The sequence below is a fragment of the Gracilimonas sp. genome (assembly GCF_017641085.1).
In the GTDB taxonomy this organism is placed as follows: Bacteria; Bacteroidota; Rhodothermia; order Balneolales; family Balneolaceae; genus Gracilimonas.
On record NZ_JAEPPI010000002.1, the window covers coordinates 641,358 to 655,063 of the forward strand.

The 13,706-nt window shown below is 45.8% G+C and carries 10 protein-coding genes; 6 read left to right on the forward strand and 4 right to left on the reverse strand.

The annotated features are described in order from the left end of the window. Window positions 1-12 precede the first annotated feature (12 nt). From JJ941_RS09855 to JJ941_RS09865, 3 genes are read left to right on the forward strand one after another with little or no spacing between them, the layout of a single operon-like run. Window positions 13-678 carry a hemolysin III family protein gene (locus JJ941_RS09855; protein ID WP_290964496.1) on the forward strand — a complete coding sequence of 222 codons (666 nt, stop codon included), beginning with the start codon at window positions 13-15 and terminating at the stop codon, window positions 676-678. Beyond that, the gene (locus JJ941_RS09860) at window positions 675-3,614 is read left to right on the forward strand and encodes a hypothetical protein (protein ID WP_290964498.1); all 2,940 of its coding nucleotides are present in this window, start codon (window positions 675-677) and stop codon (window positions 3,612-3,614) included. The genes JJ941_RS09855 and JJ941_RS09860 overlap by 4 nt, the downstream gene beginning before the upstream one ends. Further along, the gene (locus JJ941_RS09865) at window positions 3,611-4,189 is read left to right on the forward strand and encodes a DUF2911 domain-containing protein (protein WP_290964500.1); all 579 of its coding nucleotides are present in this window, start codon (window positions 3,611-3,613) and stop codon (window positions 4,187-4,189) included. Before JJ941_RS09860 ends, JJ941_RS09865 begins: the two co-directional genes overlap by 4 nt. A 152-nt stretch (window positions 4,190-4,341) precedes the next feature. Here JJ941_RS09865 and JJ941_RS09870 read toward each other — a convergent pair whose 3' ends face one another. Together JJ941_RS09870 and JJ941_RS09875 are read right to left on the reverse strand one after the other, a co-directional pair. Next, on the reverse strand, window positions 4,342-4,686 hold the full coding sequence (locus JJ941_RS09870) for a hypothetical protein (protein WP_290964502.1): 345 nt from the start codon (window positions 4,684-4,686) through the stop codon (window positions 4,342-4,344). A gap of 104 nt (window positions 4,687-4,790) precedes the next feature. Further along, window positions 4,791-6,683 carry an ABC-F family ATP-binding cassette domain-containing protein gene (locus JJ941_RS09875; RefSeq protein WP_290964505.1) on the reverse strand — a complete coding sequence of 631 codons (1,893 nt, stop codon included), beginning with the start codon at window positions 6,681-6,683 and terminating at the stop codon, window positions 4,791-4,793. A 285-nt stretch (window positions 6,684-6,968) separates the two neighbouring features. Here JJ941_RS09875 and JJ941_RS09880 point away from each other — a divergent pair, with 285 nt between their 5' ends. Beyond that, window positions 6,969-7,967, forward strand: coding sequence for an amidoligase family protein (locus JJ941_RS09880; RefSeq protein WP_290964508.1), 999 nt, complete (start codon window positions 6,969-6,971; stop codon window positions 7,965-7,967). Then, window positions 7,957-8,730: a type 1 glutamine amidotransferase gene (locus tag JJ941_RS09885; RefSeq protein ID WP_290964511.1), complete on the forward strand. Its 774-nt coding sequence runs from the start codon at window positions 7,957-7,959 to the stop codon at window positions 8,728-8,730. Before JJ941_RS09880 ends, JJ941_RS09885 begins: the two co-directional genes overlap by 11 nt. A gap of 28 nt (window positions 8,731-8,758) precedes the next feature. On the opposite strand, the gene serA is transcribed toward JJ941_RS09885, so the two are convergent. After that, window positions 8,759-10,000, reverse strand: coding sequence for a phosphoglycerate dehydrogenase (serA, locus tag JJ941_RS09890; protein WP_290964513.1), 1,242 nt, complete (start codon window positions 9,998-10,000; stop codon window positions 8,759-8,761). Window positions 10,001-10,308: 308 nt separating this feature from the next. Here serA and JJ941_RS09895 point away from each other — a divergent pair, with 308 nt between their 5' ends. Next, window positions 10,309-12,309 (forward strand): serine hydrolase, encoded by a 2,001-nt coding sequence (locus JJ941_RS09895; protein ID WP_290964516.1) that lies wholly within the window; start codon window positions 10,309-10,311, stop codon window positions 12,307-12,309. 131 nt (window positions 12,310-12,440) lie between these two features. Here JJ941_RS09895 and JJ941_RS09900 read toward each other — a convergent pair whose 3' ends face one another. Further along, window positions 12,441-13,640, reverse strand: coding sequence for a trypsin-like peptidase domain-containing protein (locus JJ941_RS09900; RefSeq protein WP_255133799.1), 1,200 nt, complete (start codon window positions 13,638-13,640; stop codon window positions 12,441-12,443). Window positions 13,641-13,706: the final 66 nt, after the last annotated feature.

Below are 13,706 nucleotides of genomic sequence, written 5' to 3' on the forward strand. Positions count from 1 at the left end.
CAAGTATCTCCATTGAAAACATTCTTTCCACCAAGAGAGCCTTTTAATGCCTATTCTCACTATTTAGGTGCTTTTATAGCCACCATTTGGCTTTTCTTTTTGATGTCGGCAGCTTCCGAAAGCCCGACCGGACACAAGGCGGCCTATCTGGTTTATGGTATTTCTGTGATTCTGATGTTTCTCTCAAGTGCTATCTACCACACCATAAATGTGCAAAATAACATCGAAGAATTTTTCAGGATGGTAGATCACTATCTCATATATATTGTCATTGCCGGTTCTTATACGCCCATGTGTGCTATTGTTTTGGAAGGGGCCTGGCAGTGGGGGATGTTGCTGGGCATCTGGCTGTTTGCCCTTGCAGGTATTTTGAAAAAGACTTTCTGGATGAATGCTCCGCGTTGGTTTTCAACGGTTATTTATCTGTTTATGGGTTGGGCTTCAGTAATAATTCTTCCGATGGTTTGGAAGATGCTGCCACACGGATTTGTGTACTGGATTGCCATTGGTGGGTTGTTCTATACAATTGGGGCAGTAATTTACGGCATTAAGAAACCAAACCCGATTCCAACGGCATTCGGCTTTCATGAAATTTGGCACCTGTTTGTAATGGGCGGTGCTTTTTCCCATTATTGGGCGATCTACAACTATTTACCTCCGTTTAGTATTACAGGATGATGAAAAGGATTTTATTTGCTGTACTATTTAGTCTGACGATTGCACCTGTCTCAACGTTTGCACAGCTGTATAACACCTCGGTTATAAATCGCCCCGGTGGCTTAAACTGGCAGCAAATTAAGACCGAACATTTTCGCATTATTTTTCCGGAAGGGGAAGACTCTCTGGCTTACAGATCGGTTGCAATACTGGAAAGTGAGTATGCCAAAACCTCGAAGCTGACAGGAGGAACGCTGACCAATTTCCCGGTGATTCTGAATAACTACAATGATCTTTCAAACGGTTTTGTAACCTCCTTCAATTTCCGTTCCGAAATAGAATTAGCCGCGATAAAAGGGAAGGGAATGAACCCACAGTCGGGCGACTGGCTGGAGACGGTGCTTCCTCACGAGCTCATTCATGCCACACATTTCAATATTCAGCAGCCTCTTGAAGATAAAAAGGTGAGTATCCCCAATTTCATCAGTTTATTCTCCCCGGATATCGCCCGTACATTTCATGGATTTGCCCCGGTGGGTTTACATGAAGGACTTGCAGTGTATTATGAAACGGAATCGGTGACACCACAGGGAGGCCGGGGGAATTACAGCTTCTTCAACAATCGCTTCAACGCAAACTTTGCAAGTTCCGGCCGATGGAATATGGGGCAAACACTCATTCCTTCAGATTACACTCAGCCTTATAACCGCCACTATATTTCGGGATATACGTTTATTGATTGGCTTCATGATAATTACGGCGATGACATTTCAAAAAAGGCGATTCGCTATCACTACCATAATTTCTTTTTGGGATATGGAGTTGCGTTAAGGGCCAAGACAGGGAAGTGGCCGGGTCAGTTGTATGCGTTGTATGAGGAAGACCTGGCGGAAAAAGAAGAACAGCGGTTGGCAGAAATTGAAGTCAATACTACAGAAAAGTCCCGCATCATCGACACTCCCTATAAAGGGGAAGAAATTCACGGTCCCAAATGGATATCAGATACAAAGCTGCTTTTTTACGGTTCTTTTTACAATGGGCGGATTGGGTTTTATGAATACGATTTAGAATCAGGAAAAATGAAGCTGCTAAAGGAAGTGTTCAGCGTAGAGGATTATAACTATGAGATTGAAAATGCATCTGATTTCTACTTTAGCAATTATTCCCGCGACCCGCTCATCCCCTCTCAATACATTGCCGATGTACAAAAGCTGAATTTGGAAACAGGGGCTTCAACAAGGCTTACAGAGAATGCCCGGGTTTATGCTCCCACATCAAATGGAGAGCTGGTGCTGGCTATTCAGGCTGATGGCTCCGGTGGCAAGATTGTAGAAATAGCCGAGGGCGGAGAGGTTGAAGTACGTAAAACTTTTGACGGGGCTATTCCGGTTGCCCTTCGGTTCAACCCGACAAACCCCGAACAACTGGCCGTGGTTTTGAAACGAAGGGGCGTTCAGGCACTTTGGATAACATCATTGAACAACCTGTCCGAAGACCTGAATGAAGCTCCTGATCTGGCTTTTGAAAATGCCTCTGTATTTGACCCTCAATGGCATCCGGATGGCGATCATTTGTTGTTTAGCCTGGATGCCGGTGCGGCCATGAACGTATATGAGTATAATTTGCAGTCCGATGAAGTCACCCAGCTAACCAGCTCATTGTATAATGCATTTGAAGCGTCCTATTCTCCGGATGGAAGTCAAATCGCATATGTTGTGCAGAAAGTTAATGAGCGGAAGTTGGCTGTATTGAATCGGGATGATTTTTTGAATGCTCCGGTTCCGGTTTCATTAAGACTAACAGGCGATGCGCTGAATGAAGAATTAACAAGGCCATTGTTGGGAGCATCTGCAATGGACTCAATTTCCACCATAGAGGCAACACCTTATGGGGCTGATTTTTCCTGGTTAAGGCCCCGGGCGGTTTATCCGGTATTGGAAGAGAAGGGAGGGACCTATCAGTACGGAGCTGGATTTTCAAGTATTGATGCCCTTTCCAGTCAGGCGTATTCGGCCGAAATTACAGGGATACAAAACAGGCTTTGGTACGATGTTACCTACACCAACAAAATGTTTTATCCGGGCTTTGAGCTGAATGGATATAGCGACCCACAGTTTTTTGCTATACAGAATAGTGATACCGGCGAGCGGTTTTCATTGATGAGACAGGATCGGGGGATTAGCTTGTCGATGCCTTTTGATTATACATTCCGTGGAGATACAAGGCTCACTTCTTTCTCACTCTCTCCGGAAATTTCAGCCGAACAGTTTAAGTATTATGATCTGGAGCCTTCGGGCCTGACCGACTTTGCCACAAGATATAAAGCCGGATTCTTTTCTCAGCTGAATATCGGTGTGTTAAATTTTAAGAGAGATATTCAGCCCTCTTCCGGAATTTCCTTTTTCGGGCTTTATGAGCAAACGCTCAATGAGCCGAAGATATCAATACCGACTCCGATCGGCACTTTCAATTCAAGCTTTGCCAATCAATGGTCGGCTTATTACGGAGTGTTCGGTTTTGTATCGCCGTTGAGGAAGTGGAACCAATCGTTACGGCTCGATCTTCAGTTTCTTCAGCAAAGTGCATCACCTATTTACTCCAACGACACGATCATCCCGATGGGTTTTAAATCCGGTGCATTTCCTAATTTCAGATCCGGACAAGATGGAGGGTTTCAAAACCTGAGTCGGTTCAGCACCCGTTATACCATTCCGCTTTGGTATCCTGATACCGGCGGGTTGACCCTGCCTCTGTACCTGAGCAGCATCTATTTAACAACTTTTACACATACCTTAACCGACATGGACGCCAACGACTTAGTGGCTTCGAGCCGGAGTATTTTCGGGGCCGGTTTCCATGTTCAGTTCAAAGTGTCTAACTTATTGTTTGATTTAGGGGTAGGGCTTGCGTACGAGCCAACCCGGAATAACACTCAATTTATATTTGGCCAATTTTGATAAAATCATTTGTTCTTCGCGTTTTTGTTTTGGCATTTTGTGGGGCCTTTCTGTTAACCGCTTTTGGTTGTGAATCCAAAAAGCCCGCAGATCCACAGCCTGCACAAAATGGCAACCGCAAAAGCCCGATCGCCATTGCTTCCATCAAGCATAACAGCACCTACATAAAAGTAGTTTACGGACAACCATACCGGCGCGGACGTACAATTTTCGGGGAATGGGAGCCCTGGGGAAAAGTATGGAGAACCGGTGCAAATGAAGCGACTGAAATCACCATTACCGAACCGGTGCTAATGGGCGATCAGGCGATAACTCCCGGAACCTATGCTTTGTTTACCATTCCGGAGCCGGATTCTTTTACGGTTGTCCTCAACCATGAATTAGGACAGTGGGGAGCGTTTGAATACAAGCCGGAGCGCGACTACAAACGGATGAAATTTCCCGTTCAGAATTTAGAAACACCGGTTGAGGCTTTTACCATTCAGTTTTCTGAACCCGAATACAGCATGACCACGATGACGCTGAAATGGGATGTGGTAAGAGTAGATATCCCCATTCGGTTTTACGGGGAGTAGTTTTGGAAAAGTCCTTTCCTAACTTGCTACCGAAGGGCTGAACCCCTTCGCTTGTGTACTGGAAATGATGGTTGCTACGGATCAATCTATTCCGGTAAGCAAGCGAGTCGTTTACGGCATCGCGACTTTATTAGTTAATCACTAAAGCCGTTCTAATTTTCAACCAGTTCCAGCAGATCTTCCGGCACGTCAACATCCATGCGCAGAACCTGCGAAGCATGTGTTTTTCCCTGGGCATCAAGCTTCAGGGAAACAGTTCCGCCACCGCCGAGACTTTCATTCAGAATAAAATTAAGTGCCCCAATATTAGGCAACTCATACCGCTCAACCTCACCCTTACACACATTTTTCATGTGATTTTTTACGCGATCTGCCGTTAGGGTTTCTTTCAGAAAAGGGTAGATATCCGGGTGGCGGGCAATAATTCCCACATTACTTCCATTTCCTTTATCGCCGCTGCGGCCATGAGCAATTTTCAACAATTTTACAGTAGGCATGATGAATTAAATTTATGGGCTGAATTTTTGCCAAAGATAACCTGATTTGCCTTTACATCACAATTGAATGACTCTCGGCAAAATCCTGAAAGCTGACAGCTTCTCTACGCTCTCTCTGCCAGCTCCAGCCAGTGCAGTTCCTTTTCTTCCAATGACTCCTTCAATTCTTCAAATTCCTTCGACAGCTCATTCAGCTCCTCATAACCCAAATCGCCGCCACTCATTTTTTCTTCAAGGCGGGATTTCTCTTTTTCCATTCTGGCGATTTCCTTCTCCAGCTTGTTGAATTCCCTTCGCTCGTTATAGCTTAGTTTTTTGGGTTGATCTGATGAGCTCTTTTGCTCAGGTTTTGTTTCTGGAGCCGGTTTCTCTTTTTTCGGGGATGAAGCGGCAGCCATACGGTTCAGCATTTCCTCACGGTATTCCTCATAGGTTCCGTGGAAATCATCAATCACCCCTTGTCCCTCAAACACAAAATAGTGGTCCACTAACTTATCCATAAAAAAGCGGTCGTGAGAAACGATGATCAGGCAGCCACCGAAGTTTTGAAGGAAATCTTCCAGTTTGTTTAAGGTGAGCAGATCCAGGTCGTTGGTAGGCTCATCAAGGATCAGGAAATTAGGGTTTTTGATAAGCACCATCATCAAGCCCAGCCGGCGCTTTTCACCGCCACTCAGCTTTTCAACAGGTGTGTACTGCATTTTGGATGGAAACATAAAATGTTCCAGAAACTGCGACGCCGTTATTCTGTCTCCATTGGCGAGTTCGATGACTTCCGCCACTTCCTTTATGACTTCAATCACCCGCTTCGACTCATCAATTTTTATTCCCTTCTGCTGATAGTGACCAAATACAATGGTCTCGCCGGTTTCAATCTCGCCGGAATCAGCGGGTTCTTCTCCCAGCAGTATTTTCAGAAAGGTGCTTTTGCCGACCCCATTCTTCCCCAAAACACCAATGCGCTCGCCCTGCAAAAACTGGTAACTGAAATCGTCCAGGATAACGGTGTCATCATAGGCTTTGGAGATGTTCTTGAGCTCGAGCACTTTTCCGCCCATCCGACTCATATTCACATCCAGCTGCAGTTCGGTTTCTTCCCGGCCTGATTGCGCCTTTTCTTGAGTCTTGTAAAAATCCTTGATCCGGGACTTGGATTTGGTGGTGCGGGCTTTGGGTCCGCGCCGCATCCACTCCAGCTCTTTCTTCATCAGCTTGCCGGCTTTGGCAATTTCGGTAGCCTCAATCTCTTCCCGCTCGGCTTTCTTCTCCAGGTAATATTCGTAATTCCCTTTATGGTGATAGAGCTTGCCGTAATCCAGCTCAAGGATATGATTACAAACGCGGTCCAGGAAATAGCGATCATGGGTTACCATCAGCAAGGTCATGGTACTTTTGGCGAGATACGATTCCAGCCACTCTATCATTTCCACATCCAGGTGGTTAGTCGGCTCATCCAGAATCAGCAGGTCCGGTTCATCCAGAAGCACAAAGGCGAGGGCCACCCGTTTTCGCTCTCCACCCGAAAGTGAAGCAATAGACTGATCCAGGTCATAGATATTGAGCACGCCCAGGATCTGTTCCATTTGCTGCTCTACGTCCCAGGCTTCGGCGGCATCCATAGCAGCAGAAGCCTTCTCAAAAGCCTGCTGGGTTTGGGGGTTGAAATCCTCAGCCTGATCCCGAACAGCTTTTTCATAACGCTGCACAACCCGGATTTTCTCAGAATTTCCATGAGCTATGAACTCACTGATGGTCATGCTGTCTTCCATGTCCGGCTCCTGTGCAAGAAATCCAACTTGAATGCCTTTTTGTGTCATCACTTTTCCGGAATCAGGCTCCATTTCTCCGGCAAGAATTTTCAGCAAGGTGGACTTCCCCGTACCATTGGGAGCAATCAGAGCTGTCTTATCTCCTTTGGACATGCCAAAGGTCAGGTCCTCAAAAAGAGGCTTAATCCCAAAATTTTTGGAAAGATTCTCGGTAGAAAGGTAGGTCATGTACGCTATAAAAAGTTAGAGCTCAATTGATGAATACCTAAAATAAGGATTTTATAGCGGGAACCCATTTATGAGTTTGAGTCTGATAACCTAAAGCCTTGCTCAATGTCCTGCGGACGCTGAAAGGTTGCTAATGATGAATGGAATAAGAAATCTAAAAGTGATTGCATGAGGCCAAAAACTAAATCACTCTTTTGAGATTTAGTGTTTTTGAGGCTAAAAATTCAGGATTGAAACTGACCTGACATCTGTTTAAGCTAATTCACAAATCAAAAGAGGTAATAGTTGAAGTTTAAAACACCACCGGTCACGAAAAATCAAAAAGGCGAGGAGCGCTCTGTCGGATTCGAATTTGAATTCACCGGCGTCGAAATGGCCGATGCAGCTAAGATGGTCGTGGACCTTTATGGCGGAGAAACAGAGCAGGTTAGCGGGTATGAGTTTAAAGTGAAGGACTCTGATTACGGAACCTTCTCCCTGGAGCTGGATGCCAGCCTCTTTCTCAACAAAAAATATGAAGGGGTGTTGAAATCGGTTGGGCTGGATGTGGAAAAGCTTCAGAACAAGGACAAGCTGGAGGATACGCTGCGGGAGATGGCATCAACAGTTGTTCCCTTCGAAATCATCACTCCGCCTATTCCTTTTTCTCAACTGGACGCACTTAACAAATTGGTAGATAAACTCCGGGAGTGGAAAGCAAAGGGAACGGGGAGTTCATTTTTCTATGCCTTTGGCCTGCATCTGAACCCGGAGGTGCCTGAGTTGACGGCGGAAAGTTTGTTGCGTCACCTGAAAGCCTATGTGATGCTGGACGCCTGGATTCGTCAGGATGCGGATATTGATATCAGCCGGAAGCTGACGCCTTACATTAACGAGTACGAAATGAAATATATCCGTCACATTTTGCAGGAAGACTACCTTCCGGATTTGGAAACACTGATCCGGGATTACTTTGAATTCGATAACTCCCGAAACCGCCCGCTGGATATGCTCCCGGTGTTCCGGTTTTTGGAAGAAGAACTCACCGAAGAACTTTTGGATGAGAAACTGACTTCCGCCCGCCCCACCTTTCATTATCGGCTTCCGAACTGCTCCATTCAGGATGAAAGCTGGTCGCTGGGGGAGGAATGGAACCGTTGGTGGCTGGTTGAACGTTTAGCTGCTGATGAACAAACGCTAAATCAATACTCAAGAAGATTTCTGCAAATGGACGAGAAGACCTTATTTAGTGTAAAAAGGAAATGGATAAAGCTGATGGATCGCTGGGTGCAAAATGTACGATAGAGAACCGGTCATTGGTATTACAGGTCCAACCGAGGGTGGAACCGGTGCTTGGATATTCACGGCCTTATCAGTAATTCTGCAGGGTGGGAAACCGCTACGTATCAACCCGGATACCCCGAGAAGCATCGATCAGATAGACGGATTGATTCTGGGTGGAGGTGCGGATGTGGAACCCATGAAATACGGGCAGCAGCGAATCGTAAAAGCAAAGCTGGCCCGTGATAAACGTACGGTATTCGAATGGATCCTGTCGATTCTCTTTTTCCCGATATACTGGCTGGCCCGGTATTTTCAGCACACCAAACGATCACCGATCGATTTAGAACGGGATGCCCTTGAATTTAAGCTGCTGAAGCAGGCCATTGAGCGGGGACTTCCCGTGCTGGGCATCTGTCGGGGCATGCAGTTGATGAACGTACATTTTAAAGGAACGCTGCATCAGGACATCCGCGGGTTCTATGCAGAAAAAGCGCAGGTGTCGTCCATCTTCCCGAAAAAACGCATCACCATTAAAGACCACACAAAGCTGTGCGAACTGCTGCAGACCGATATCTGCAATGTAAACGCCCTGCATAATCAAGCCATTGATGAACCCGGAAAGGGAATTGAGATCGCCTGCGAAGAACTGAATACCGGGATCACTCAAGCCATAGAACACACCGAATATCCGTTTATGATTGGTGTGCAGTGGCACCCGGAGTACCTGATCCAGATTGCCCGCCAGCGTAATATTTTCAAGCAGCTGGTGAGTGCAGCGAGGTGACTTGCATTGATTTAGTTGAAGCCAGCTATTAATACAAAATCCGCGTTTTAATGGTATGCTTCACATTTCGGATTTCTTCAATCACCTGCTCGTCGTATTCTTTATCCACATCCAGTACCACATAGCCGATGTGCTCGTTGGTTTTCAGGTACTGCCCCAGAATATTAATATCGGAATCGGACAGGCATTTGTTGATTTCGGAAAGAACGCCCGGCTTGTTTTCGTGAATATGAAGTATACGATGTGCATTTTTTTGAACGGGCAGATTCAGCGGTGGCACCGAATGCGATCCAACCGTAGTTCCGTTATCAATAAGGTTGATGAGCTTGGTGGATACATCATCCCCGATATTATACTGCGCCTCGATGGTGGAGCCGCCAATATGCGGCGTTAAAATCACATTAGGTAAATTCTGCAGGGCGGTTGTAAAATTCTCTCCCGACGACTCCGGCTCCTCAGGATATACATCAATTCCGGCTCCGGAAATATGACCGGATTCAATGGCCTCTTTCAGTGCCTGTATATCAACCACCGAACCCCGCGACAGGTTAAGCAGCACACTGCCCTTCTTCATTTGGGCAAATCGTTCGGCGTCTATCATCTTATTGGTACCCGGTGTGGCTGGTACGTGCAGCGTTACAATGTCCGATTTGTTAAGCAGTGCCTCCAGTGATTCCACCCGGGTGGCGTTACCCATGGGGAGCTTCGGCTCAACATCATAAAAGAGCACATTGAAGCCCATATTCTCGGCCAGCACGGAAACCTGAGACCCAATATGTCCATACCCGATAATGCCAATGTTTTTACCGCGGACCTCGTAACTGTCTTTCGCATCTTTTAGCCAGGTCCCTTCATGGGCTTTTTTATCACGAAGGGGAATCCGGCGTTTTAGCATAATGGATTCGGCAATAACCAACTCAGCTACCGAGCGGGTGTTGGAATACGGAGAATTGAAAACGGTAATCCCGGCCATCATCGCGGCTTGCAGATCTACCTGATTGGTGCCGATGCAAAAGCAGCCGATGCCTTTCAGCTTGTTTGCTTTACTGATGACTTTCTCCGTGATCTGGGTTTTGGAGCGAATCCCAATCAGGTGGACATCTTCAATTTTATCCAACAGCTCCTCTTCACTTAAGGCTTCATCCTGCGTTTCAACATTCAGGAAATTATGCTTTCTGAAATTTTCCTCCGCAGTGGGGTGAATTCCTTCCAAAAGCAGGACTTTAATATTTTCTTTGGGATAAGAAAGATCTTCGTTAGCAGTAGGCATACATTTATTTTGAGTGTGAGTGAATGTCGGAAGGTAAAAAAGATTTGCAGTTTTTTTAGGGTTAGTCTTTCACACAAAGTGATAGTGGTGCATTAATAACCGGGAAAGGATACATGTCTGAATAAACTATGCAGGGTGGGCAGTTTATATGAGTATTATCGGGAAGTGAATACTTTCATTCACTGTAACAAAGGTCAGGATGTCGCGAATAAGCCCACTCTTGGATTCGATTGCAGAAGTTTAACTTTCTGTTAACTTGAGTGAATAATTCGGAAATTTGTATCGGGAACGCTAATCAACTAAAAAAAATGAAAAAACTGACTACGCTACTATGTGCATTTCTGTTAACGGCACCTTTAACGGTTGCTCAAAATTCAACCCCTCTAAAAATAGGTGAACAAATTGAAGGTGCGCTGAAAACTGGTGAAACAGATGTGTTTACCCTTACTGTTGACACCGATCAGTTTGTATATGGATTTGCCAATCAAAAAACGGTAGATGTGGTTATTACAGTGCATGGACCGGAAGGTGAGCAGATTGGAACCTATGATAATCCAGCAAGAGGGAAAGAAAATTTTCAGTTTAATACAAAAAAAGCCGGGGAATACCGTTTTGAAATCGCACCATTTGAAGACGAAGAAGGAGAATACTCCATTTTGGTATCAACTGTGGAGCCGATAGCCACAGAACCTGACGGCAAGGTAGATCAAATGATGAGGCCGTATACCGGGAATGATGTTCCGGGTGCAGCGGCTATGGTGATAATAGATGGGGAAGTCGTATTTCAAAAATCATATGGTATGGCAAACCTGACGCATGATATCCCGATGTCTGAAAACACCCGTCATAATATTGGTTCTACATCAAAACAGTTTTTGGCATTTGGATCCCTTTTGCTGGAACAGGAAGGCAAGCTTAATCTGGATGATGATGTACGTGATTACATCCCGGAGCTGCCGGAGTTTGAACACACCGTTACGCTCAGGCATCTGATCAATCACACCAACGGTTACCGTGAATTTTTGAATCTGGTTGCGATGACGGGAAGAAATCCAAGCACCAGTCTAAGTCAGGAGAAAATTATAGAAATCGTTCAGCGACAGCCGGAGCTCCAAAATGAGCCGGGGACGGAATGGAATTATAACAACACCGGCTATGCACTTATGACGGAAGTAATAGAGCGGGTAACAAATATGACCTTTCCGCAGTGGATGCTGGAAAATGTGTTTAAACCGATTGGGATGAATCATACCGTGGTACGAGCCAATCAAAAACAGGTAGTTCCAAATCGATCTCTCGGATATCAAAATTCGAAAGACGGAGGAGTGGAAGAAGTAACAGATTTAGGCGGAGCTATGGGGGCCGGAGGCATTCACACTACAATGGGCGACCTGGCCAAATGGATAGATCACCTTCTGGATCCAAAAGTGGGCACTAAAGCTATGATAAAAGAAATGTCCACGTCAGACACTTTAAAAAATGGAAACCCAACAAACTATGGGTTGGGCTTGATGATCGGTAAACACAGGGGGCTGGATTTTATACAACACGGAGGAGCAGATATGGCCCACCGATCTATGTTGAGAGTTGTTCCGGCTATCAGGGGGGCAGTGGTAACCCAAAGTAATTTTGCCTCTTTTGACGGAAGTATTGCAAACCAAATCTCGGAAACCTTTTTTGAAGATTTTATGGAGCCGGTTTCTGACGAAGAAGGCGGCGAAGAAGAAATGCCAGCTGAAGAAACAGAAACCTTTGTGTACAACCCGGCCGATTTTGAGCCGCTGACAGGACGTTACGAGCTGGAGGTGATGCCCGGCTTTATCCTCACATTCTCAAGAGACGGAGATCGTATTTACACACAGGCGACCGGGCAGCCGGAAATAAATATTACAGCTACATCTGACTCTACCTTTAGCCTGATAGGTGTGAACGCGTCGGTGACTTTTCACCAGAATGAAGACGGTACGGTTGATTCACTCACGCTGCATCAAAATGGAAATCACATTGCGAAGAGAATCGAATTTGAGCTTTCACTGGAAGAAATGGAAGAATATACCGGCCGCTACTTCAGCGACGAAATAGAAACGGTATATGATATTGCCTTGGCCGACAGCTCCTTGTCGTTACAGAATTATCAGCTGGAAGATGATATCAAGCTTTTACCCGGAAGTGCCGATTCATTTAGCGGAGGATTTCCGATTTCTGAGGTTAAATTTGTAAGAAACGATGCCGGTGAAATAATCGGATTCGATGCCGGAAATGGCCGGACAGTAGGTGTGTTCTTTAAAAAATGGAGTGATACAAAGTAATTCTAAACTCTAACGGTAGAGTAATCAACTTTTCAAATTGTCATCTTGAGTAGAAACAGGTTTTGTATAATTTCACTTGAGATAGCAGCGAGACTGGTGAAATGCTGAGTTCCTGCGTGCGCTGTAATTTTTTACCGACCCTGAACGCGTTTTCTCAGCTTCATGCTGGTTTTATATTGCTTGTTATCGCGGATTAGGTGGAGGGTCATTTCTTCGCCCTCTTCGTATTCCCGCATTAGGGCCCAGGCATGCATGTCGCTGGTTACGCGCTCTTCTCCAATTTGGACAATTACATCACCGGGCATAATGCCACATTCATAGGCAGGTCCGCTTTTGTTCACTTCAGTCACAAATAAGCCGAGAACCCGCGGGATGCTTGGATACTGCATGATCAGCTGTCGGGTAACGGGCACGAATTTCATTCCCGGATCATATTCCAAAGAAACAGAGCCGGATTCCTGAAGCTGTGATATAATTTTTTGAACACGGTTACTGGGAATGGCAAAGCCTAATCCCACAAAACCGGAACTGGTTCCTCCTGTAAAAATAAAGGTATTGACGCCCATCACCTCGCCGTTGCTGTTCACCAGAGGTCCACCGGAATTACCGCGATTAATAGCAGCATCGGTTTGAATCATTTCAACATAAACGCGAGGGTCCTGGGGGTCAGGGCGGAAGTCACGTTCTTTGGCACTTACCACTCCTACAGTAACGGAGGGCTGTCCGTCTGCAAAAAGCCCGAATGGGTTGCCCATAGCTATGGACCATTCACCCACCATGATATCATCGGAGTCCGCAAATTCTACATGGGGAAAAGACGTTCGGTCGCCTTTGATTTGCAGCAGGGATAAATCAGCGAGTTCATCAGAGCCCAGCAATTCAGCTTCATGTTTGCTGCCATCCGAAAGGGCCACCATAATGGTTTTGGAGTTTTTACTGGCTACATGTTCATTGGTAACAACCAGTCCGTCTTCACTGATGATAAATCCTGAGCCGGAGCTTTTAACTTCACGCTGAACCGGCACATCAAAGTATCTGAAAAAGAAAGAGTCAAATTCACGGGTATATCCCCGTTGAAGTTCGGTAACTGTAATGCTTACAACCGCCGGGCCGGCCTTTTCCACAGCATTGGTGATGGCATTTTTGCGGGAGTCATCGACGGTTGGCTGGGTTTGATTTTGAGCCGGGTCTGATTGTTTTTGAGCTTTTGCCGGAGCAATAGTGCTTAAAGAAGCTAATGGAGCTTTATCCGGAATCGTTGCCTTTTGGTCGGGATTACACCCTGTAAACAATAAGATCAGCAGAGAAAGAATAGTAGCGTGTCTAACCATAGACTGAGTTTTCGATTAGAATAAATAAGTAAGTTCAAATGGACTAAGCTAACGAAGCGACCGTCG